Raw genomic sequence first — 21,984 nt, 5'->3', positions numbered from 1 at the left:
ACAGAAATTTCATCTCATGACTGTAATTAAAGAGGTCGGGAACTTTTCCCGACCTCGCTTTTTATTTCAATCGATAGGTTTTTCTTGGTTTCTTTTTAGGCACTCGTTTGAGTCCAACCTCTTCTACGTACTCGCCATATTTTACGAGAAAGTTATTGCTGACGATTGGACGACCGGGGTTGATGAGATTGACCAGTTCAGTCCCTTCGTAGACAGTGAACTCCTCCTCTAGCAGATAGAGGAAGGTTGGGTTCCAGTCTAGACGGCCTTGGATTCGTTTGATGGATTCTTGGATAATGGCATAATGGTCAAAAGCGAAGGCTTGATCCTCCAACTCTACTCCCTTTGAGAAGCACTTGCCTGTCTGAAAATCGACATCTACAAAAACCACATCCTTGGCATCGTCTCCTGCTTGAACAAGTTCTAATGCACGACTAGGCAAATAAACCAAGTGGGCAATGGTCACTGTCCAGCCCCGTGGGTCACGGCCGGGAGTCGATACGGTCATCAATTGCTCGATTTTTTCCAAAGGAAGATCGAGATTGACTTCTTCTCTCACCTCACGCTGACAGGCATGCGCAGCATCTTCGCCCTTGTCCATAAATCCTCCAACCAGAGCCAAACAATTTTGATAAGGGTGAGCCTTGCGACGAATTAATAAGAGCTTGATCTTTCCTTCGACAAAGCAGTAGGCTACCATATCCACCGTCACACTTGGTTTTTCGTATTGAGGGAGTTCCTGCTTGTAGTACCAATCTAAAAACTCTTCCTGACTGGCATGAATTTCAAAATATTCTTTTTCCGTCATCCCTTCTGGAATCTTTATGTCCGTCATTTTATGCCTCCTTACGAACTGCCTTGGTCCATTGGTACCAACCTACTAGACTATTGAGAGTGTAAACCCAGTACATCCCTTGGATGTGGATATTTTCACCCCACCAGAGATAAATACTAAAGAGATTGGTTGCAATCCAGAAAATCCATTGCTCACGGTAGAGACGTGTCATCAAGAGCTGACCAACACCATTGGTCGCATCGGTAACACTATCACGGAAAGGGCGAGCACTATGGATACTTTGATAAGCCAAGCCCATACCAATCCAAATGATAGCAGTCAAAGCCAAGTACTTGAGCCAATCAAGCACAGATAATTTCTTGACTTCAAAGTGAGATTCTTCTACTTTTCCTTGGTCATTGATACGATTGGACAGCCAAGCATAGAGGCCAATCGGCTGCATGACAAAGAAGTAAACAGTCGTCAAAACTTCACCATAAAAAGTTGCATTCATGGCCAAAATCAAATAGATAGCTGAGTTAATAGCCCCGAAGAGATAATTACTTGCACGCCCTTCTGCTACCAAGATAACACAGACAATCCCAGTCCAGGATGCAAACAAGCTCATCCAGTCATGACTTTCTGTATTTTGCGTGAATTCCAAGATCAAGGGAACACTTGACAGGACGATGAGATACAACCACTGGAAGAGACTACGTCCCATAAAGAGATCCTTCCAGAGCAGACGCATGATCCCTGCAAAACCGATCTTGTGGGCTTCTGAATGGACATTTTTAAAGTTTTCGATAAATTGTGTGATTTTTTCAGTTAGTTTTTTCATATTTTTCTCCTAATCTGCTTGGTAAATGGCATCAATAGCCACTTTGGCTGCTTCATAATTGCCTAGGTAATCCTCAGCTAGATAAACTAGTGGAATGGTGGTTAAATATCGCTCCCTCATCTGATCCAAATGTTGTGAAAAACTATGACGAATATGGTCTTCTGCCATGGTCATATCTCTAAAGCCGTCATTGACATAGGAGCCGACAGGTTGCACAAAGAGAATCAAGTCCCATTTTTCCTTAGCCAAGATCGAAACAAAAAGATTGTCAAAGGTTTCTCCTGATAAGTCCTCTTGGTCCTCAGCCTCCATGTAATAATCATAGTAGCCCTTGGTTACTAAGGAGTTGGTGTCAGCTATCACTAGGCCTCGATTGGCATTACTGTCAATTAACTTAGAGGTCTGGTCATACTGCCCTAAAAGGAGATAGTAGTAATCCTTTGGAGTCAATTCATCGTCGCGGACATTGTTTTTGATCTGGTACTCGCGTGCGTATTCCAAGCTGACCGGCGCATCGTAATACCTTGCCAAATCCTTAGCTAAAGTGGTCTTCCCATTGCTGGCACTTCCCATAATCAACACTTTCTTTGTAAACTGACGTCGGAAGGGTTGAGCAATATATTTCCAATATTTGCTTGGATTTTCTCGAATCATAGTCGCTGAAATATCAAACTTTCTTTCTTGCAAGACAGTCTCAAAGCCACGATTTGATAATTCTTGCTGGTAGTCTGGCTCTCCCACAAAGAAGATTAGGTCTTGCTGGGTTTCATCATAGAAAATATCCTCTAACATTTGGTCCAACCACTCCTGCCAGCCCATAGGGTAATGAGGAAGATTGGTTTCATCTAATTTGCAGACAGAGGTCAACTCGTCATCACGAAAGACCTCGCGGATATAGCGAAATCTTTTTTGAAGCGTTAAGCCTACCTGCTCTCCTCGGTCTCCCTCATAGCCTGAAACGACAACCCAGACCTGGTCACACTGCCGCTTGGCTCGCTGAATCAGATCGATATGACCTTGATGAAGCGGAGCAAAGGTTCCAAATACCACTGCTGTTTTCTTTTTCATAAACGTATAGCCTTTTTATAATTTTTGATATTTTTATTATCTATGTTTTTATTATAAACTATATTTTTTTTGTCAATAGTTTTTTATTATTTTTTATAAAAAAGTAGCAAAAAAGAGAATCAAGATTGCTCCTGATTCTCCATTTTTATGCAATATCAAATTTTAACTGGCCTGCTTTAACACCAATCTTAAGTGTGCTGCCTGCCTCTAATTCTCCCTTGAGAAGAAGTTCTGCCAACTTGTCTTCCACTTCTGTTTGCAGGGTTCTACGAAGTGGACGAGCTCCCATCTCTGGATTATATCCTTGATTTGCCAACAATTTCAGTGCTGAAGCTTGTAATTTCAAGTCAATACCTTTTTCAGCCAAACTTGCCACTAAAGGTTTGACCATAATCTTCACCACTTCCTGCATATGATCACTAGACAGGCTATGAAAGACTACCTTTTCATCAATACGGTTGATAAACTCAGGTTTATAAGCCTTTTTCAGCTCTTCAAACATGCGCTTTTCCATATTCTCCTGGTCAAAACGAATGTCCTTTGCCCCAAATCCAACTGTCTTGTCATCACGAAGGGCTGTCGCACCAAGATTTGACGTCATGATGATAATGGTATTTGAAAAGTCGACCTTGCGGCCCTTGCTATCGGTCAAGACACCATCATCCAAGACCTGCAAGAGAACATTAAATATATCTGGGTGGGCCTTCTCTACCTCGTCAAAAAGGAGAACAGAGTATGGTTTATTGCGAACTTTCTCGGTCAACTCCCCACCTTCTTCATAACCCACATAACCCGGAGGAGCTCCGTTGAGACGGCTGGCTGCGAATTTCTCCATATACTCACTCATATCAAAGCGGATAAGAGCTGATTCGTCGTCAAAAAGAACTTCTGCCAAAGCCTTGGCCAATTCGGTCTTACCGACACCTGTGGGTCCTAGGAACATAAAGGAACCAATCGGACGCTTGTGACTACGAATACCAGACTGGTTGCGGCGAATCGCACGGCTAATGCTTGAAACAGCTTGATCTTGACCGATGACACGTTTATGCAGTTCAGCTTCTAAGTTTAAGTATTTCTTAGCATCAGTCTGAGTCAGTTTTTGGACTGGAATACCTGACAAGCGACTCAAGGTAGTCAAAATATCAGACTCTGTCACCAAGTCTTTGTAGACAGGGACTTCCTCTTCTTTTGCGATTAGCTGGGCTGCCTGTTTCCACTTGCCATCCATCAGGGCCTTATCAGCTGGACTCAAGCCAGAATCATCTGCTTTCACATGCTTAGCCTTATTTTGCACTGTTGCTGCTGCCTCATCCAAGAGATCGATAGCAGAGTCTGGCAAGTGACGACTAGTCAAGTAACGATGAGCCATCTTGACAGCTGTTTCAACCGCTTCATCTGTGATTTGCACACGGTGATGTTTCTCATAAGTCGCCTTCAAGCCTTGCAAAATGATCATACTGTCGACCACGCTTGGCTCTTCAATCGTCACTTTGGCGAAACGACGAGAAAGGGCTGCATCTTTTTCGATATGTTTTTGGTATTCTTCCTGAGTAGTCGCACCAACCGTTCTCAAAGTTCCACGCGCCAAGGCTGGCTTCAAGATATTGGCCGCATCTAGAGTTGAGTCAATCCCACTCCCAGAACCCATGATAGTGTGAAGTTCATCGATAAAGAGGATGACTTGGCCATCTTCTTCAATATCCTTGATGATATTGTTCATGCGTTCTTCAAAGTCACCACGGAAGCGTGTCCCTGCCACGACATTCATCAAATCAAGCTCTAACACGCGCATCTTAGCCATTTCCGTAGGCACATCCCCACTAGCAATACGCTGGGCAAGACCAAGCGCCAGAGCTGTTTTCCCGACACCAGCATCCCCAACCAAGACAGGATTATTCTTTGTCTTCCGACTCAAGATTTGAATCATACGCGAGATTTCCTTATCCCGACCGATGACTGGTTCTAACTTGCCAGAACGCGCTTGCTCTGTCAAATCATGCGTATAGTCCTCGAGACCACCACTAGGAGTCTGGGGCATGCCCATCATATTAGCCATAGAATTTTGCTTATCAGCTACTGTACGATGGCGTTGGCGTAAAGCCTTAAGGTCTTCACGAGTCCAGCCTGCACGTTCTTCTAAATTGCGACGAAGGGCAGCAATCTTGACCTGATCTTTCTTGTCTTCATAAGAAAAACCAGCTCTCTCCAAGATACGAGTTGCCAAGGCGTTTCCATCATGCAAAATCGCATAAAGGACGTGCTCCGTCCCTAGCACCTTAGCATGGACCACTGACGCTACATACTCTGCTTCGTCAAAAAGAACCTGCAAACGATGGGAAAACGGCAATTCCGTAAAGGTTTCATCCTGGCTGTAGTCCGTTTCAGTCAGTTCTAAAGCCACCTCTTCTAAACGGTCCATCTCATATGGATAATCATTTAAAGTCGCCCCTGCCACACTATAACTGTGATTGGACATGGCAATCAACAAGTGCCAAGATTCTAGGTAACGAGCTCCAAAATGGCCAGCAACCATGTAGGCACTTTCGATACATTCATTCAATGCTTTTGAATAGTTCATCTTACTTCCCTTTTCTATCTACCTCTTGTATGACCTGTCGTAGCATATTTGCACGAACAACTGGAGCTTCTTCTCCTAGAACGCGATCCAAAGCTACTGATACTAGCAAATTCATCTCCTGCTTGGTCATCAATTCCTGCTCAACCAAAAGCTGCAGAATATCCTCATAAATTTCTTGACTAACTCGCTCACCAATTGAGTAAAGCAAATCGCGGAGCATTTCATGATGACTGGAAAACTCAATCCGTCCTATGCGAATGTAGCCTCCACCACCACGCTTACTTTCAACCAAGTATCCTCTACTTTCCGTAAAGCGTGTCTTGATCACGTAGTTAATCTGACTAGGAACAACCTGGAAGGTATCCGCCAACTGACTCCGTTGCAACTCCACGATACCAGATTGATCTAAAATCGCCTTGATGTAGGCCTCAATATGATCCGATGTATTTTTAAATCTCATTACAAACCCACCTCTCTCTTTAAACCTTGACTATCTTTGACTATTATACCGAAATTTTCTCATTTTTAAAAGAAAAAGGGCGCTGGTAAAGGATGATCTTCACCAACTCCCTATTTTTCTAATTATCTAAGCCTAATTCTGCCAAGATTCGACGTTTGTAGGCAATCTTTTGGACTTCCTTGTCCTCGTCCTCAGACCAATCTAGTTTAATTTCTGAAACGATCTGTCCAGGCCGATTTTTCAAGATATAAATACGGTCGCTAAGATTGAGGGCCTCCTCGATACTATGTGTGATAATCAAGGTCGTCAGCTGTAGCTGTTTGTGAATTTCTAGATACCAAGCGTGGAGTTCCATCTTTGTCATCTCATCCAAGGCGCTAAAGGCTTCGTCTAAGAGAAAGAGCTTGTGCCCGAAAAGGTAAGTTCGAAGCAAGGCTACACGCTGACGCATCCCGCCACTAAGTTCATGAGGATACTTGTCTCGTACAGCTGTCAACTGGAAGGTCGCAAGAATTTCATCCGCTCGGGCAATAGCTTCTGCCTTATCCACTTTTTGAATCAAGAGAGGCAGTATGATATTGCCCAGCACAGTCTTGTGCTCCAAGAGCAGGTCCTTCTGTAACATATAACTCACGCGCCCCTTAGGATTCTCCTCGCCATCAAGGACAATTCGCCCTGACTGGACTTCTAAAATCCCAGCGATTAGATTAAAGAGGGTGGTCTTTCCAACACCACTCGGCCCTAGGATAGAAACAACTTCTCCTGAAGTCACCTGCAGGTTGATGTCTTCTAAAATCCTATCTTGTCCATAGGCATAACTTACGTGTTCTAGTCTAATTTCTGTCATTATTTCACAAATTCGTTAGTGAAGCCTTTGTCTGTCAAGTCTTCTTTAAGGATACCATTTTCTTTATCCCATTTATAGAAGGCATTCCAGCGAGCTGCGTCAAATTGACCCCATTTTTCCTTGTCACTTGCGTATTCTTTTGATAAGTATTTTTGAGATTCGATGACAAAGTCACGTTTTTCTTGAAGTTCAGGTGCATTCTTGATGAGGATATCTGCCGCTTCCTCTGGATGTTCCATGGCATATTGGTAGCCTTTTTTAATAGCTTGGATGACTTTACGAGCTTCTTCTTTGTTGTCTTTCAAATAGTCGTTGTTTGCGATAATAACTGGTGAGTAGTAGTCAAATTCTTTAACGTAGTCTTTCAAGTACATGAAGTTAGCATCTACACCTTGAGATTTAGCAAGGATACCATCCCAACCGTAGTAAATCCAAGCAGTATCAAAGACGCCATTGGCAATTGGTGTGATTGAGTTTGAGTCGTTGTTTGGTACTTTTTCAACTTTCTCAAAGTCTCCACCTTGTGATTCTACCAAAGTTTTCAACATTGCAAGCTCAGTTGGGTCATTCCAAGTACCATATTTCTTACCAACCAAGTCCTTCGGACTGCTTACATTGTCAGATTTACGAGAGATGATTCCTGATGTATTGTGCTCTACGATAGCGGCAACGGCAGTAATTCCTGCACCTTTTTCTAACTTCTTAGCCATGTAGTCTTGGAAATACACTGCAAATGGTGCCTTGCCATTAATGACTAAGTCAGAAGAACTTTCTTCTGGTGGCAATTTCAAATCAACATCTACTCCAGCTTCTTTGAAATAACCTTTTTCCTTGGCAACATAAAGCCCTGTGTGGTTGGTATTTGGTGTCCAGTCTAGGATAAAGTCAATCTTCTTGAGTTCTGCCTCTTTGTTGTCCTTAGAAGCAGTTCCTTGACCACAAGCTACAAGCACAACAGCTACAAGAGCTGTCACAAGCGTTAAAAACACTTTCCATGTTTTCTTCATTTTGATTTCCTCTTTTCTTTTTTGAAACATCCTTATTCTACGAACGTTTCCATTTAATCACATATTTTTCGCTGACATCGACCAATTTCATACCAAGAAGGCTGATAATCGATACCAGAATGATAATAGCGAACATGGTATCATACTGAAACAGTTTCTTGGACTGAATCATATAAACACCTAGTCCTTCAAATCCTCCTAACCACTCAGATACCACTGTTGTGATAAATGCGTAGGAAACACTAACTCTCAGACCTGCATAAAAGTAGGGCAGGCTGACTGGAATTTTAAAATGCCACAGGATTTGCCAAGGCTTGGCCCGCATCAGACTAAACAAGGTCAGCATATCCTTGTCACAATGCCTAAAACCGTCCAAAATACTGACGATTATAGGAAAGGTTGTCGTCAGGATAATCAAAACAATCTTGGGCAAAATCCCATAACCTAGCCATAAGACCAGAATAGGAGCTATGGCAATGGTCGGAATGGTCTGAACAACCACCATCATAGGGTAAATCAGGTCATTGAGCCAAGTTAAACTGTCCATAAGCACAGCCATGAGACAGGCAATCAAGACTCCCAAAACCAGCCCCAGTAAAGCCACTCTCAAGGTCGCCCAGCTATGGTGCCAGAGAAATTCTCTATCCCGAACAAAGGCCTGGAAAATTTCAAGAGGTGTCGGCAGGATAAACTTGGGGAGAAGTTTAAGAAAACCTGCTAACTGCCAGATTGACAAGACTCCTAGAAAGCCCAATAGACTAATGTGTCGTCTCAGTATACTTTTCAAGTTTCTCATCAATACTTAAAATCTCTCCTACATTTATTTTGACATTGGCAAAGACATTATCTGCCTCACGCCCTGCCATTTCTAGCGATTCTTTAAGAATGCGCATGAGCTCATCAAACTCCCCTTCCAAGACCGTTTCAAATGGTGTCACTACCATGGTCACTTCTTGAGCTTGCAGATAAGCAATAACCTGATCGATAACAGTAATCCGATCAATCCCCTGTGATAGGGGTAAAACTTGCAAGGCAATGCTTGCTTTCATAACAACCTCCTCTTCTCGTTTTCCTCTTTATAAAAAGAAAAACCTTTACCATATATGGAAAAGGTCAAGATTAGACTAAGTATCGTTCCCTACGCTGGCATTACCCAGATCAGGTGCGGTCGAAGTTTAACACTTCCTCTCAGACTGTACACAGACTCCCATATATTATATGGACATATGATAGCGCAAAACAAAAAAAATGTCAAGGAAACTGCTTACAGAAAAACATGAAAAAGAGTTTGAAAACAAATGCTTCAAACTCTATATAGCTTTTTTATTTAGCCTCGTACCATGTTGCCCCTTCATTTTCATCTGCGATGAGGGGAACACTGAGTTGAATGGCTTCTTCCATAGTTTGTTTGACCAATTTTTTCATCTCTGCTAGTTCCGATTTAGGCACTTCAAGGACGATTTCATCGTGCACTTGCAGAAGCATCTTAGTCTGATAACCACCTGCAACCAAGGCTTTATCCAGCTGGATCATGGCAATCTTGAGAATATCTGCTGCCGAACCCTGGATAGGTGAGTTAATGGCAGTTCTCTCAGCAAAACCACGAATGTTAAAGTTACGCGAATTGATATCCGGCAACTCACGACGACGCTTGAAGAGGGTCTCTACATAGCCCTTATCACGCGCCTCACGCACCACTTCATCCATATAGTTTTTAATACCTGGGAAACGTTCAAAGTAGGTATCAATGTAGGCTTTGGCTTCCTTACGGCTAATGCCCAAATTATTCGACAAACCAAAGTCTGAAATACCGTAAACCACTCCAAAGTTGACAGCCTTGGCATTACGACGGTCGTTTGCAGTCACATCCTCAGGACGCTCAATACCAAAGACACGCATGGCTGTCGAAGTATGGATATCTGCCCCCTCTTGGAAAGCCTTAATCAAGTGCTCATCATTAGAAATATGCGCCAAAACGCGCAATTCAATCTGCGAGTAGTCCGAACTGAGTAGTACACTATCCTCCCACTCTGGCACAAAAGCCTTACGAATAAGACGGCCTTGTTCCAATCGTACAGGAATATTTTGCAAGTTTGGATCCACACTAGACAGACGCCCAGTCTGGGTCAAATCCTGCACATAGCGCGTGTGAATCTTGCCATCAGCCAAAATCCAGTCCTGCAAGCCAATTACATAAGTAGATTGAATCTTAGCAATCTGACGATAGTCTAGGATTTTCTTAACAATCGGAGCAATAGGAGCCAGGCGCTCCAGGACATCCACCGCTGTCGAGTAACCTGTCTTGGTTTTCTTAGTGTATTCTAGAGGAAGTCCCAATTTTTCAAAGAGAAGCACGCCCAACTGCTTAGGAGAATTGATATTAAATTCCTCACCAGCTAGTTCGTAAATCTCTTGTGTTAGTTTTTCAATGACAAGCTCATTTTCAGCCTGCATCTCAAGCAAGGTCTCTTTCTTGACCGTAATCCCAGCAATTTCCATCTTGGCAAGAACAAAGGCTAGAGGTTGCTCCATATCATAAAGAAGGTCTAACTGCCCATTTTCACTGAGCTTTTCAAGTAAAACAGGTTCTGTTTCAACCAATACAGCTACCTTGCGAGCCAAATGCTCCAAGAATTTTTCCCGTTCAGGAAGAGCCTTCTTGACACCCTTGCCATAGAAAGTCTCATCATCAACCAAGAAAGTCTGACCATACAGTCTAGCAATGGTTGAAATTTCATTGTCTTCTACAGTTGATAATAAGTATTTAGCCAAGCGGCTATCAAAGGAAGGAGCCTGCAAATCCACACCAAAACGACGCAAGAGAACCTTGGTTTTTTTAAAATCATAAATTTTCAAAGATGTTTTTTCTAAGAAATCCTTGAAAATAGGTTCCTGAAAAAGCTCAAGCTTGTCTGTAGCATAGAGCTTTTCCCCACAAGACCAGGCAAAACCAACCAAATCATCCGTATGGTAATTCTCACCAAAAAGCTCAAAATGGAAGATAGACTCTTCACTCAGCATGTCTTGACTGATTTGGTCAACAATAGTAAAGTCCAAACTCTCAGCCACATCAGCTGACGACACATTTAAAGCCTGCTTGAGCTGTTTGAAGCCCATCTCATCGTAGAATTTCCCAAGATTTTCCACATCTGGACCACTATAGACCAAGTCCTCCAAACCAATCTCAATCGGTGCCTTGGTATCAATGGTCGCCAGTGTTTTAGACAAAAAGGCCTGTTCCTTATCATTGATGAGATTTTCCTTCATCTTAGAAGCCTTCATCCCATCGATATTTTCATAAATACCTTCAAGCGAACCATGCTCCAGCAAGAGCTTGATACCCGTCTTTTCACCGATTTTGGTCACCCCAGGGATATTATCCGACTTATCTCCCATGAGCGCCTTGAGATCGATAAACTGAGTCGGTGTAATGCCCATCTTCTTCATAAGATATTCTGGCGTAAAGGCCTCAAACTCAGCCACACCTTTCTTGGAAATTTCAACCACTGTATGCTCATCCGTCAGCTGAATCAAATCCTTGTCCCCACTGACAATGGTAATATCAAAACCATCCTGCTCTGCTAGTTTATCCAGCGTCCCAATGATGTCATCCGCCTCATACTGAGCCAACTCATAGTGACGAATCCCCATATGATCCAACAACTCACGAATGAAGGGAAATTGCTCACGAAACTCATCAGGAGTCTTAGCCCGACCACCCTTATAGTCCGCATACATTTCTGTACGGAAGGTCGTCTTCCCCGCATCAAAAGCCACCAAGATATGACTCGGCTCAACCCGCTCCAACAAATGACTCAACATCAATTGAAAGCCATAAATCGCATTGGTATGCAAACCAGCCGCATTTTTAAAACGGTCTAACTGCTGATAGAGCGCAAAAAACGCCCGAAAAGCAACAGAAGACCCATCAATCAATAATAATTTTTTCTTATCCATACACCCATTATAAAGGAAAGCACCAAAAAATACCATTGGGAAGAGTTCCCTAAGAGAAACTAAGATAATATTAAAAAGAGAAGGAAGTTATTCCCTCTCTTTCAAGCTACTAAAATAAATTAGTTCTTACGTTTCACAAATGGAATAGCACCAAGGAACAATCCAAGGAATCCTAATGATACAACTGCAACATTATCTTTACCACCAGTATTTGGAAGTTCTTTTTTATCTTCTGCTTTTGCTGCTGGTGCTTGATAAGTATTATCCTTGTTAGTACCTGCTGTTGTAAGAGTATATTCTGGGACTTCGTTAATTGCTGCTTCTACACTATTAACGCCTCCTGTATATTATGGTTTAGCTGGTTCTGCAGCTTCTTTTGCTTCCGCTTTTTTTACTTCTTCAAGAAGATTACCACGTTTTTCAGTTAAATCTTGAATTTCAGCTGTAGCAGCTTGAACTTTTTCATCAGATTCATCAAATTCATATTTCGCAGTATCGCGTTCTTTTTCAATCGTAGTTACAGCTTTTTATAACGGTGCTGTGATATATTCACCAAATCCATTATCTTTAGCGGATTTAAGAGCTTCTTTTAAAGTATCTTCCTGTTTTTTTAGTGTTTCAGCTTTCTTTTCAGCATCGGCTTTTAATTTCTCAGCATCATCCGTCAAGTTTTCAATTGTTTCAGTTAAATCTTCTTTAGCTTTTTCGACTTCAGTTTTTGGAGTTTTAACCACAGGTGTGGCTCCAGTTTCTCCGGATGTGCTAGTAGCTGTAGGTGCATCAGCTTTTACAACCGACGGTTGAGACACAGCAAAAACCGCCCTAAAACCGTAACACTAGCTAAGCTAGTCAAAATCATTTTCTTTTTATCCATTTTTAAAACGCCCCTTTTTGGAATTATATTTCTCTCTATTATAACTTTTAATATAGATTAACAAAAACAATATATTAAGTTGTTTAAAAAAATATATTTATATCGACTAGAAAAGAATAATGTCAATATAAACATATTTTTAATTTTCTAATATTACTACGGAAACCTAGATAAGCAATAAATTCTTTATTAAAGAATTTATCTCATGAAAATAGTTCGGATCAAACAAGCTACAATAAAAAAATATATAAGAACGCTTCAAGTAAATATTTAAAATAGTGCTAATTACTTTTGAATATAGTTAAAAATGATAATGAATCAAGTTTTTTAGTTTATTTTTCTTTAATCCACTCACCATTATGATTTACAGTATAACCGTCTACTATTGTATTAACAGCTAGCTCACCTGAAGAGTAAGAATAATACCACTTACCAGAGACTTGATACCAGCCCGTTTTCATTGCCCCTGAGTCATCTAGATAATACCAAAATCCTTTCTCCTGTAACCAGCCTGTCTGCATTTCACCAGATGATTTCAAATAATACCAGGTAGAACCATCTTTCAGCCATCCCGTCGCCTTAGAACCATCTGATTTGAAATAATACCAACTACCATTTATTTTCTTCCAACCCACAGTCAATCCATTATTTGAACCATGATTAGATTTATTTACTGATTGATTTTGTGACGAAGTCACTCCCTCCAACTGAATATAACGTCGACTCCCGCTATAAGAAATATAACTCAACCACTTGTAACCATCCTTTTCTATCACCTGATCATAATGAACACTCTCACCTGGAGAATAATATGCAAGTGGAGTTGCATTCAATAATGGTTGATCTTTAATAGGAGTCTCCACCTTAAAATAATGAGTTCCTCTCATCAAAGATGACGATTGACTGGTCACAACATGATTGCTTGTCGAATCTTTTGAACTGCTTGGGACTTCTTTAGAATTGCTTGATAAATCTTTAAAATGAATAAAACCGGTCATCTTGTTTGCTTTTACAATTCGTTTATTATAATTACCTTTATAATCATAGTTATATTCCTCAATTTCTATATTATCTCCCATCACATTTGAAACCCAAGCAACATGGCCATAACCTCCTGCAGTAGACCAAGCAATAGATCCGATAGCTGGTGTATTATCGACACGATAACCTTCACGACGAGCACGATAACCCCATTCACCAGCATTACCATAAGCTCCTGGAAGCTCAAAACCATTTACTCCACTCAAGCGAAAAGCAGCAAATGAAGTACACTGACGAGAATACATCCTCCACTTATCAATACTCTGACTCCCATTTTTATAATAAGCAGGATAATCATCTCCACGAGCATAAGAACTGTTTGCATGAACACTTTCTCCAGCCGACAACATCAGCCCTACTACTAAAAAAGGAACAACCTTTTTAACTGACTTTCTAATAGAAAACCTTGTCTCTGCTACTTTAAATGGTGAAATTTTCATTCTTCCTCCTTGAAAATAATATAAATCGAAGATTACCTTCACTTAAACTATTCGGAGAAAAAAAGAAAAAGTGAGAAAATTTCTCACTTTAGTCAAGATAATGAATCAAATTCTTTTCTGTAAGGATATCTGAGTAAGTAAAGGATTCAACATAAACATTAGCTTGTTTATCTCCTTCAACGTTTCCAAATTCAACGATAAATAGGGATGGATAAACCTCAATTAGCTTACCCAATCTATTTTTTTGGCGCTTACGACCATTCTCCAAGGTCATTTCTACGACTTGCCCCTCATGTGCCTTGATTTCTTCTTTGATTTTTTTCATCTTGGCTACATCTGTAAATGCATCTGACATCTTATGCCTCCCTCTTTGAGATACTTGAAAATTTATTGTATTCTTTTTGGAAAATTAATTCCACCGTTCCACGAGCTCCACTACGGTTTTTCTCGATAATAACTTCTACCTTATTATTCGGTATGCCTTCCTCTTCTTCACCACCACGCTCATAGTAGTCGTCGCGATAAAGAAAGGCTACGATATCAGCGTCCTGCTCAATAGATCCAGATTCACGAATATCAGACAAGACCGGTCTCTTATCCTGACGTTGTTCTACACCACGAGAAAGCTGACTTAGAGCGATTACTGGAACCTTCAGTTCCTTAGCTAAAATTTTCAACTGACGTGAAATTTCTGAAACCTCTTGTTGACGATTTTCTCTACCAGTTCCCGTGATAAGCTGCAAATAGTCTATTAAAATCAAACCAAGATTTCCAGTTTCTTGAGCCAATTTACGAGAACGAGAACGAATCTCTGTAATCCGAATCCCTGGCGTATCATCGATATAGATACTGGCGTTAGCTAGATTCCCTTGAGCAATGGTATATTTTTGCCACTCCTCATCAGTCAATTGACCCGTACGGATAGAATGCGATTCCACCAAACCTTCTGCCGCCAACATACGGTCCACTAGACTTTCCGCACCCATTTCGAGTGAAAAAATAGCAACTGTTTTGTCCAACTTAGTCCCAATATTCTGAGCAATATTCAAGGCAAAGGCTGTCTTACCAACCGCCGGACGAGCTGCTAAGATAATCAACTCCTCCTCATGAAGACCAGTCGTCATATGATCCAAATCACGATAACCTGTCGCAATCCCTGTAATATCGGTCGTTTGTTGCGAGCGAGCTTCCAGATTTCCAAAGTTGATATTCAACACATCTCGAATGTTCTTAAATCCACTTCGATTAGCATTTTCGCTGACATCAATCAGGCCTTTTTCTGCCTGAGCAATGATTTCATCAGCTGGTTGCGAAGCCTCGTAAGCTTGATTGACAGACTCTGTCAACTTGGAGATTAATCGACGTAGCATGGCCTTCTCTGCAACAATCTTAGCATAATACTCCGCATTAGCAGAAGTTGGCACAGAATTGACAATCTCAACCAAGTAAGACAGGCCACCAATATTCTGTAAATCACCTTGATTATCAAGAATGGTGCGAACCGTTGTTGCATCTATAGCATCGCCACGATCGGATAAATCGACCATAGCTTGGAAAATCAAACGATGGGCATACTTAAAAAAGTCCCGAGACTCAATATATTCTCGCACAAAAACAAGCTTACTCTCGTCAATAAAGATAGCCCCTAAAACGGATTGCTCAGCTAAGATATCTTGAGGTTGTACTCGTAACTCTTCTACTTCTGCCATCAGACTTCCCTTCCTTTTACAATCTTGTCAAGAAGGTGTAAATTTATCCTTCTTTCACACGAAGATTGATTACACTTGTGATATCTTGATAGATTTTCACTGGTACATCAATCAATCCAACTGCTCGAATCGGAGCTTGTACTTGAATATGACGTTTATCAATCTTAATTCCAAATTGCTTTTGCAATTCTTCTGCAATTTTCTTATTGGTAATAGAACCAAAGGTACGGCCATCTGGACCAACCTTTTCAACGAATTCTACAACCGTTTCTTCTGCTTCAAGTTGAGCTTTAATTGCTTTTGCTTCTGCAATCATCTCAGCGTGAGCTTTTTCTTCCGATTTTTGTTTACCACGAAGTTCACCCACAGCTTGAGCAGTTGCTTCTTTGGCTAGGTTCTTTTTGATAAGAAAGTTTTGCGCATACCCTGTTGGTACTTCCTTAATTTCGCCTTTTTTACCTTTTCCTTTGACATCTGCTAAAAAGATTACTTTCATGCTTCTTTCTCCTTTTCCTTTATTTCATTTAATACAATTTCTGTCAGTTTTTCACCTGCTTCTGACAAGGTTAAATCCTTAATTTGAGCTGCTGCCAAATTAAAGTGGCCTCCACCTCCCAGCTCTTCCATAATCCGTTGTACATTCAGCTTACTACGACTGCGAGCTGAGATAGAGATAAATCCTTGTGTATTCTTCGCAAGAACAAAACTCGCTTCAATACCTGACATAGCTAACATGGCATCTGCTGCCTTACTAATAACAACTGTATCATAACATTTCGAGTCCTTAGCCTCTGCTATTAGTACATCTGAACCTAATTTACGCCCCTGTAAAATCAGTTCATTGACCTCACGATATTCTTCAAAATCTGTCGCAGCAATTTCTTGGATAGCAATACTATCACTTCCTCTCGTTCTGAGATAGCTAGCAACATCAAATGTCCGACTAGTCACTCGTGAGGTGAAATTTTTAGTATCCAACATCATACCAGCCATTAAAACACTTGCTTGCATACGACTCAAACGATTTTTCTTAGAATTCTGGAACTGAATCAATTCCGTTACCAACTCACTGGCACTACTTGCACCACTTTCGATATAAGTAATAACCGCATTATCTGGAAAATCCTGATCCCGTCTGTGGTGGTCGATGACGATGGTTTGGGTAAATAAATCATAAAAATCTTTTGATAAAGTTAAAGCTGTCTTTGAATGGTCTACAAGAATCAACAAAGAACGATTGGTCACCATCCCCATTGCGTCCTTAACAGACAACAACTTTGTAACTCCTTCTTTTTCTAAGAATGAAACAGCTCGTTCAATATCCGGCGACATTTGTTCTTCGTCATAAATAGCATAGCTATTTTGAGTCACATTGCTGGCAAATAACTGCATACCTACAGCAGAACCCAAAGCATCCATATCTAGATTTTTGTGACCAACTACAAAAACCTGATCCACACTCCGAATCTTATCTGAAATAGCTGTCATCATAGCGCGCGTACGGGTACGGGTACGCTTGATTGACGCAGCAGATCCACCACCAAAATAAACTGGATTTTTCGTTTCGTCGTTTTCCTTGACAACCACCTGGTCGCCACCACGCACTTCAGCCAAGTTCAAGTTGAGCAAGGCAACTTTCCCTATCTCATCATGATTTCCATCACCATAAGAAAATCCCATACTTAAAGTCAAGGGCAACTGTCTCTGTTTCGACTCTTCTCTGAAAGAATCAATAACAGAAAATTTATCGTTCATCAATCCCTCAAGCACCGTGTAGTCCGTAAATAGATAAAAGCGATCCATACTCACTCGACGGGAGAACATGGCATGTTTTCCAGCAAATTCTGAAACAAAATTGGCTACAAAACTGTTAATATGACTAATGTCAGACTCCGATGTCGCATCTTCTAAATCGTCATAGTTATCAACGGAAACAATTCCAATAACCGGACGACTCGTCACTAACTCAACAGTCGCTTCGTATTCTCCAGACACATCAAAGAAATAAAGAACTCCAGATACCTTATCCATATGAACCGAATAACGAATCTCACCTAAGGTGGCATAAGAACCTGGATTCCCCACAGAAGCCTTTATAATTGTTTGAATTAATGCAACATCAATCTCGCCCACTTCATTCGTCAAAATCAATTCAGCGTAAGGATTGAACCATTCAACTTCACCTGACGATAAGTCTAGTTTAATAACTCCGACAGGCATATGTTCTAACAAGGTTGTCAAACTATCTTCAGCTTGGTGGTTTACATACTGGATTTGTTCTACTTCACTCTTTGAGTAGTAGTCTCTCTGATGGATGAATAGTAAAATATATGAACCCAAAATAAGTAGCAAAAGAAATAGCGTTACCAGTGTATTCGTTACAAAAACAAGTTGCACAGATAGCACTCCGAACGCCACTATTCCTAATATTAAGGGAAAAATAGGACTTGCATAAAATTTTTTCATTCCAAACCTCTTGGCACCCATTATACCATAATAACCACCAAAAAGCGACTTTTTAAAAGTGTAATCAATAATTCTATCAATTATAAGAAAAAGGAGGTTTACAATTCAGTAAACCTACCTTTACACATATTCTAATTAAGATTCTTTAACTTCTAACAGACCAATTTCGCCATCTTCACGACGATAAATCACATTAGTTGTTTGATCTTCAACATCAACATAGATAAAGAAATCATGTCCCAATAAATCCATCTGTAGAATAGCTTCTTCCAAATCCATTGGTTTTAAATCAATTTGTTTTGAACGAACAACTCTAGACTGGACAACATTTGTATCTTCCACCAAGGCATCTGTAAATAATTGACTAGTTGCCACCTTGTTTTTATTTTTACGTTCGATTTTTGTTTTATTTTTACGAATCTGACGTTCAATTTTATCAGTTACAAGGTCAATTGAGCCATACATATCTTGAGATACATCTTCTGCGCGAAGAGTAATTGAGCCAAGCGGAATCGTTACTTCCACTTTAGCAGTTTTTTCACGATACACCTTCAAGTTTACTCGAGCATCCAACTCTTGCTCAGCTTGAAAATACTTTTCGATCTTTTCGAGTTTAGAAACTACATAATCACGAATTGCTTCTGTTACTTCTAGGTTTTCACCACGGATACTATATTTAATCATATGAGTACCTTCTTTCTAAACATTTTTGTTTTTCTGATTTCATTATAACGCTTTCATTTTAGTTTTGCAAATTTTTTCCTCATCTTACAAGGGAAAATGTTTTGACATCCTCAGCTCCAGCCTCTTCCAACAGTTTCTTCACACGATTTATAGTTGTTCCAGTAGTGTAAATGTCATCTATAAGTAGGATTTTTTTAGGAATAGTGACTCCCCTTTTAATAAAGAAAGGAAGTTCTGTTGCCAAGCGTTCTGAACGATTTTTGGAAGAACTGGTCCGCTCTTCTCTCTTCTCTAGTAAGTCTTGAAAAGAGAACCCTGCTGCTTCAACTAAACCTTCAACCTGGTTAAATCCCCTCTCGAGCAATCTTTCAGGACTTAGGGGAATGACGACAAATTGATACTCTTTGTACTTTTTTAACTCCTCACTTAAAACTGAAGCGAACACTTTTCTTAAAAGGAAGTCCCCATCAAACTTATACCGACTGAAAAAATCCTTCATAGCTTGATTGTAAGTAAAAATCCCTCTATGACGGACCTCAATTCCTTCTTTACACCAAAATTGACAATCTTGACACTTTATTGACAACCCTGTTTTCATACAGTTTGGACAGTACTCTTCTCCAATTTTCTCAAAAGTAGAATCACAATCTAAACAAAGACAGGAGACATCATTCCTCATAAGTAAGAGACTACTAAAAGTTAAAACAGCCTTCATAGTCTGTCCACACAATAAGCACTTCATAGACCCGCCTCCTTATTCATCTGCTGAATTTCCATAATTGCCTTCTTGATTGAAGCATTTAACCCATCATGGAAGAAAAGCAAATCTCCTGTCGGTCTATCCATGCTTCGCCCAACTCGTCCACCAATCTGAATCAAGCTAGACTTGGTAAAAAGGCGATGATTGGCCTCTACTACGAAAACATCCACACAAGGGAAGGTAACTCCACGCTCCAATATTGTCGTACTGATAAGTATTGTCAGTTCTCCATCTCGAAAAGCTTGTACCTGCTCTAATCTATCTTCTGTTACAGAAGATACAAAGCCAATTTTCTCATTTGGAAATTGCTCTTGTAAGATTTCTTTTAACTGTTCCCCTTTCTTAATTTCTGATGCAAAAATGAGTAACGGATAACCTGTCTTTCTCTGCTTCTCAATATAGGACTTTAACTTTGGTGACAATCTACTTTTCTCTAAGCAATGATTAAAATCCGATAACCAAACTGGTTTTGGAATAATCAACGGATTTCCATGAAACCGTCTTGGCAAACTCAATCGTTTTAATTCTCCGATGCGAACCTTCCTATCTAACTCATCGGTCGAAGTCGCTGTTAAAAAGATTCTCAAGCCATTCTTCTTTACACTATTCTTTACAGCGTAGTAAAGTGTGGGGTTGTCAACATAAGGAAAAGCATCTACTTCATCCACTATTAGCAAATCAAAAGCATGATAAAATTTTAACAGCTGATGAGTCGTTGCAACAACTAGTGGTGTTCGAAAATATGGTTCTGATTCTCCGTGTAGTAAAGCTATCTCGCAAGCAAAATCATCTTGCAGTCGCTTATATAGCTCCAAACACACATCGATTCTAGGGCTGGCCAAACAAACTGCACCACCTTCATCAATCACTTTGGCCACAACTTGGTAAATCATCTCTGTCTTTCCAGCTCCTGTTACAGCGTGAACCAAGGTTGGTTCCTGCTTATCTACTGCTTGAATCAATCCCTTTGACACCTTCTCTTGAAAAGGAGTTAATTTACCACGCCATTTAAGAACATCTTGCTTCGGAAAATCCTCCTGTGGGAAATAGTATAAAGATTGATCACTCCTAACACTCTTCATAATTAAGCACTCCCGACAATAGTAAGCACCGATAGGTAAATACCATTCTTCTAGAATAGTACTATTACAACGTTGACAGAAAAATTTCCCCTTCTCCTTTCTCATTGCTGGAATGTTCTCCGCCAATTGACGCTCCTCTTCTGTTAATTCATTCTCAGTAAACAAACGACCGAGATAATTTGGATTTACTTTCATACTTCTTTATTCGTAAAAATCTAGCGCTTTAGATGATTTTTTAGTACAATTAAATCATGGAATTTAGAACAATTAAAGAGGACGGTCAAGTCCAAGAAGAAATTAAAAAATCACGCTTTATCTGTCATGCCAAGCGTGTTTATAGCGAAGAAGAAGCTCGGGACTTTATTACTGCCATCAAAAAAGAACACTACAAAGCTACGCATAACTGCTCAGCTTTTATTATTGGGGAACGTAGTGAAATTAAACGGACAAGTGATGATGGTGAACCCAGTGGTACTGCTGGCGTTCCCATGCTTGGAGTACTAGAAAATCACAATCTTACTAATGTCTGTGTAGTAGTGACACGCTACTTTGGAGGCATTAAGCTAGGCGCTGGAGGATTGATTCGTGCTTACGCCGGCAGTGTTGCCTTAGCTGTCAAGGAAATTGGCATCATTGAAATAAAGGAACAAGCTGGCATTGCTATTCAAATGTCTTACGCTCAGTACCAAGAGTACAGTAACTTCCTTAAGGAACATGATCTCATGGAACTTGAGACAAACTTTACAGATCAAGTCGATACGATGATTTATGTTGATAAAGAAGAAAAAGAAAATATTAAAGCTGCACTGGTAGAGTTTTTTAATGGAAAAGTTATTTTAACTGATCAAGATTTACATGAAGTTGAAGTTCCTGTAAATTTAGTGTAAACAAAGGAGAAAAATATGGCATTTGGAAAATTCATTCAAGGACTCGCTGGTAACCTTAGCGAGCAAAACAAAGAAACTCTTATCAAAGAATATGGACAATATCTACTAGAAAATGAAGAAATTCAAAGTGGATATAAACTGATTCGTGACTCAATTATATTTACAAATATCCGTATTATCTTTACAGATAAACAAGGCGCTACTGGTCGTAAGATGTCCATTAAATCAATTTTTTTGATGAATATTGTTAACGTTGAAATGGAAACTGCAGGAGCAGGTATAGATGATAGTGAAATAACGATTACTTATCTAGAAAATGTTTTTCTAAAAGCACATAATGAGCATTTTAATGCTCATAAATTTGAATTCCCTAAGAAAACGGATATCGTTCCACTTTACAACTATTTACTAGAATTAGCTTATCACAATCGCTTGAAAATTAATGGCTTAGACCTATGATATAAAAAAATCCTATCGCTTCGATAGGATTTCTATATTTTACAAATGG

The 21,984-nt window shown here is 40.2% G+C and carries 22 protein-coding genes, 1 pseudogene and 1 riboswitch; of the genes and pseudogenes, 2 read left to right on the top strand and 21 right to left on the bottom strand.

Annotated features, from left to right (window positions below; translation table 11 throughout):
- Nucleotides 1-61: 61 nt before the first annotated feature.
- The 21 genes and pseudogenes from PAN07_RS06035 to PAN07_RS05940 form a co-directional block, all read right to left on the bottom strand.
- Nucleotides 62-835, bottom strand: coding sequence for an NUDIX hydrolase (locus tag PAN07_RS06035; RefSeq protein ID WP_269797489.1), 774 nt, complete (start codon nucleotides 833-835; stop codon nucleotides 62-64).
- Between the two features lies 1 nt (nucleotide 836).
- Nucleotides 837-1,616 (bottom strand): nicotinamide riboside transporter PnuC, encoded by a 780-nt coding sequence (gene pnuC, locus PAN07_RS06030; protein ID WP_265471020.1) that lies wholly within the window; start codon nucleotides 1,614-1,616, stop codon nucleotides 837-839.
- Nucleotides 1,617-1,625: 9 nt separating this feature from the next.
- Complete coding sequence (locus PAN07_RS06025) at nucleotides 1,626-2,684, bottom strand: AAA family ATPase (protein ID WP_269797488.1); 1,059 nt, start codon at nucleotides 2,682-2,684, stop codon at nucleotides 1,626-1,628.
- A gap of 145 nt (nucleotides 2,685-2,829) precedes the next feature.
- On the bottom strand, nucleotides 2,830-5,262 hold the full coding sequence (locus PAN07_RS06020; RefSeq protein ID WP_269797487.1) for an ATP-dependent Clp protease ATP-binding subunit: 2,433 nt from the start codon (nucleotides 5,260-5,262) through the stop codon (nucleotides 2,830-2,832).
- Between the two features lies 1 nt (nucleotide 5,263).
- Complete coding sequence (locus tag PAN07_RS06015) at nucleotides 5,264-5,722, bottom strand: CtsR family transcriptional regulator (RefSeq protein WP_024057371.1); 459 nt, start codon at nucleotides 5,720-5,722, stop codon at nucleotides 5,264-5,266.
- Between the two features lie 118 nt (nucleotides 5,723-5,840).
- On the bottom strand, nucleotides 5,841-6,569 hold the full coding sequence (locus PAN07_RS06010; RefSeq protein ID WP_265471017.1) for an ABC transporter ATP-binding protein: 729 nt from the start codon (nucleotides 6,567-6,569) through the stop codon (nucleotides 5,841-5,843).
- Nucleotides 6,569-7,576, bottom strand: coding sequence for an ABC transporter substrate-binding protein (locus tag PAN07_RS06005; RefSeq protein WP_049540360.1), 1,008 nt, complete (start codon nucleotides 7,574-7,576; stop codon nucleotides 6,569-6,571). The genes PAN07_RS06010 and PAN07_RS06005 overlap by 1 nt, the downstream gene beginning before the upstream one ends.
- A gap of 37 nt (nucleotides 7,577-7,613) precedes the next feature.
- A complete protein-coding gene (locus tag PAN07_RS06000) occupies nucleotides 7,614-8,372 on the bottom strand; it encodes an ABC transporter permease (protein ID WP_265471016.1) in 759 nt (252 codons plus the stop codon).
- Entirely contained in the window at nucleotides 8,335-8,625 is a 291-nt protein-coding gene (locus PAN07_RS05995) for a thiamine-binding protein (RefSeq protein ID WP_049491139.1), read from the bottom strand. Before PAN07_RS05995 ends, PAN07_RS06000 begins: the two co-directional genes overlap by 38 nt.
- A gap of 69 nt (nucleotides 8,626-8,694) precedes the next feature.
- A riboswitch (TPP riboswitch) is annotated at nucleotides 8,695-8,797 on the bottom strand.
- Between the two features lie 102 nt (nucleotides 8,798-8,899).
- A complete protein-coding gene (gene polA, locus PAN07_RS05990) occupies nucleotides 8,900-11,533 on the bottom strand; it encodes a DNA polymerase I (RefSeq protein ID WP_265471015.1) in 2,634 nt (877 codons plus the stop codon).
- A gap of 119 nt (nucleotides 11,534-11,652) precedes the next feature.
- Complete coding sequence (locus tag PAN07_RS17440; RefSeq protein WP_265472548.1) at nucleotides 11,653-11,847, bottom strand: LPXTG cell wall anchor domain-containing protein; 195 nt, start codon at nucleotides 11,845-11,847, stop codon at nucleotides 11,653-11,655.
- A pseudogene (locus tag PAN07_RS17435) lies at nucleotides 11,824-11,877 on the bottom strand (SIALI-17 repeat-containing surface protein); the annotation flags it as partial. The gene PAN07_RS17440 and the pseudogene PAN07_RS17435, both read right to left, overlap by 24 nt.
- A 183-nt stretch (nucleotides 11,878-12,060) precedes the next feature.
- The gene (locus tag PAN07_RS05980; RefSeq protein ID WP_269797486.1) at nucleotides 12,061-12,267 is read right to left on the bottom strand and encodes a hypothetical protein; all 207 of its coding nucleotides are present in this window, start codon (nucleotides 12,265-12,267) and stop codon (nucleotides 12,061-12,063) included.
- A 472-nt stretch (nucleotides 12,268-12,739) separates the two neighbouring features.
- Entirely contained in the window at nucleotides 12,740-13,888 is a 1,149-nt protein-coding gene (locus PAN07_RS05975) for an SH3 domain-containing protein (protein ID WP_261045876.1), read from the bottom strand.
- Between the two features lie 88 nt (nucleotides 13,889-13,976).
- Nucleotides 13,977-14,243, bottom strand: a complete 267-nt coding sequence (locus PAN07_RS05970) for a Veg family protein (RefSeq protein WP_001278169.1) — start codon at nucleotides 14,241-14,243, stop codon at nucleotides 13,977-13,979.
- 1 nt (nucleotide 14,244) lies between these two features.
- Nucleotides 14,245-15,597, bottom strand: coding sequence for a replicative DNA helicase (dnaB, locus tag PAN07_RS05965; RefSeq protein ID WP_004263550.1), 1,353 nt, complete (start codon nucleotides 15,595-15,597; stop codon nucleotides 14,245-14,247).
- Nucleotides 15,598-15,640: 43 nt separating this feature from the next.
- Nucleotides 15,641-16,093, bottom strand: coding sequence for a 50S ribosomal protein L9 (gene rplI / locus PAN07_RS05960; RefSeq protein ID WP_000864214.1), 453 nt, complete (start codon nucleotides 16,091-16,093; stop codon nucleotides 15,641-15,643).
- On the bottom strand, nucleotides 16,090-18,063 hold the full coding sequence (locus PAN07_RS05955; RefSeq protein ID WP_261116716.1) for a DHH family phosphoesterase: 1,974 nt from the start codon (nucleotides 18,061-18,063) through the stop codon (nucleotides 16,090-16,092). The genes rplI and PAN07_RS05955 overlap by 4 nt, the downstream gene beginning before the upstream one ends.
- A gap of 135 nt (nucleotides 18,064-18,198) precedes the next feature.
- Nucleotides 18,199-18,747: a ribosome-associated translation inhibitor RaiA gene (gene raiA, locus PAN07_RS05950; protein ID WP_004255322.1), complete on the bottom strand. Its 549-nt coding sequence runs from the start codon at nucleotides 18,745-18,747 to the stop codon at nucleotides 18,199-18,201.
- Between the two features lie 79 nt (nucleotides 18,748-18,826).
- Nucleotides 18,827-19,489, bottom strand: coding sequence for a ComF family protein (locus PAN07_RS05945; RefSeq protein WP_261116717.1), 663 nt, complete (start codon nucleotides 19,487-19,489; stop codon nucleotides 18,827-18,829).
- Nucleotides 19,486-20,784, bottom strand: coding sequence for a DEAD/DEAH box helicase (locus tag PAN07_RS05940; protein ID WP_261116718.1), 1,299 nt, complete (start codon nucleotides 20,782-20,784; stop codon nucleotides 19,486-19,488). The genes PAN07_RS05945 and PAN07_RS05940 overlap by 4 nt, the downstream gene beginning before the upstream one ends.
- A gap of 56 nt (nucleotides 20,785-20,840) precedes the next feature.
- Between PAN07_RS05940 and PAN07_RS05935 the strand changes: the two genes are divergently transcribed.
- The gene (locus PAN07_RS05935) at nucleotides 20,841-21,476 is read left to right on the top strand and encodes a YigZ family protein (RefSeq protein ID WP_261116719.1); all 636 of its coding nucleotides are present in this window, start codon (nucleotides 20,841-20,843) and stop codon (nucleotides 21,474-21,476) included.
- Nucleotides 21,477-21,491: 15 nt separating this feature from the next.
- Nucleotides 21,492-21,935: a PH domain-containing protein gene (locus PAN07_RS05930; RefSeq protein WP_261116720.1), complete on the top strand. Its 444-nt coding sequence runs from the start codon at nucleotides 21,492-21,494 to the stop codon at nucleotides 21,933-21,935.
- The last annotated feature ends 49 nt before the right edge of the window (nucleotides 21,936-21,984 follow it).

It is taken from the genome of Streptococcus sp. SM5, from assembly GCF_027497975.1.
Note: the sequence above shows the minus strand (reverse complement) of the source record. Positions and strands in the feature narration are given on the sequence as shown.

What these genes read in the sequence shown, in the direction of transcription:
- PAN07_RS06035 (WP_269797489.1), bottom strand. Translation starts at nt 835, where the DNA reads ATGACGGACATAAAGATTCCAGAAGGGATGACGGAAAAAGAATATTTT.
- pnuC (WP_265471020.1), bottom strand. Translation starts at nt 1,616, where the DNA reads ATGAAAAAACTAACTGAAAAAATCACACAATTTATCGAAAACTTTAAA.
- PAN07_RS06025 (WP_269797488.1), bottom strand. Translation starts at nt 2,684, where the DNA reads ATGAAAAAGAAAACAGCAGTGGTATTTGGAACCTTTGCTCCGCTTCAT.
- PAN07_RS06020 (WP_269797487.1), bottom strand. Translation starts at nt 5,262, where the DNA reads ATGAACTATTCAAAAGCATTGAATGAATGTATCGAAAGTGCCTACATG.
- PAN07_RS06015 (WP_024057371.1), bottom strand. Translation starts at nt 5,722, where the DNA reads ATGAGATTTAAAAATACATCGGATCATATTGAGGCCTACATCAAGGCG.
- PAN07_RS06010 (WP_265471017.1), bottom strand. Translation starts at nt 6,569, where the DNA reads ATGACAGAAATTAGACTAGAACACGTAAGTTATGCCTATGGACAAGAT.
- PAN07_RS06005 (WP_049540360.1), bottom strand. Translation starts at nt 7,576, where the DNA reads ATGAAGAAAACATGGAAAGTGTTTTTAACGCTTGTGACAGCTCTTGTA.
- PAN07_RS06000 (WP_265471016.1), bottom strand. Translation starts at nt 8,372, where the DNA reads ATGAGAAACTTGAAAAGTATACTGAGACGACACATTAGTCTATTGGGC.
- PAN07_RS05995 (WP_049491139.1), bottom strand. Translation starts at nt 8,625, where the DNA reads ATGAAAGCAAGCATTGCCTTGCAAGTTTTACCCCTATCACAGGGGATT.
- polA (WP_265471015.1), bottom strand. Translation starts at nt 11,533, where the DNA reads ATGGATAAGAAAAAATTATTATTGATTGATGGGTCTTCTGTTGCTTTT.
- PAN07_RS05975 (WP_261045876.1), bottom strand. Translation starts at nt 13,888, where the DNA reads ATGAAAATTTCACCATTTAAAGTAGCAGAGACAAGGTTTTCTATTAGA.
- PAN07_RS05970 (WP_001278169.1), bottom strand. Translation starts at nt 14,243, where the DNA reads ATGTCAGATGCATTTACAGATGTAGCCAAGATGAAAAAAATCAAAGAA.
- dnaB (WP_004263550.1), bottom strand. Translation starts at nt 15,597, where the DNA reads ATGGCAGAAGTAGAAGAGTTACGAGTACAACCTCAAGATATCTTAGCT.
- rplI (WP_000864214.1), bottom strand. Translation starts at nt 16,093, where the DNA reads ATGAAAGTAATCTTTTTAGCAGATGTCAAAGGAAAAGGTAAAAAAGGC.
- PAN07_RS05955 (WP_261116716.1), bottom strand. Translation starts at nt 18,063, where the DNA reads ATGAAAAAATTTTATGCAAGTCCTATTTTTCCCTTAATATTAGGAATA.
- raiA (WP_004255322.1), bottom strand. Translation starts at nt 18,747, where the DNA reads ATGATTAAATATAGTATCCGTGGTGAAAACCTAGAAGTAACAGAAGCA.
- PAN07_RS05945 (WP_261116717.1), bottom strand. Translation starts at nt 19,489, where the DNA reads ATGAAGTGCTTATTGTGTGGACAGACTATGAAGGCTGTTTTAACTTTT.
- PAN07_RS05940 (WP_261116718.1), bottom strand. Translation starts at nt 20,784, where the DNA reads ATGAAAGTAAATCCAAATTATCTCGGTCGTTTGTTTACTGAGAATGAA.
- PAN07_RS05935 (WP_261116719.1), top strand. Translation starts at nt 20,841, where the DNA reads ATGGAATTTAGAACAATTAAAGAGGACGGTCAAGTCCAAGAAGAAATT.
- PAN07_RS05930 (WP_261116720.1), top strand. Translation starts at nt 21,492, where the DNA reads ATGGCATTTGGAAAATTCATTCAAGGACTCGCTGGTAACCTTAGCGAG.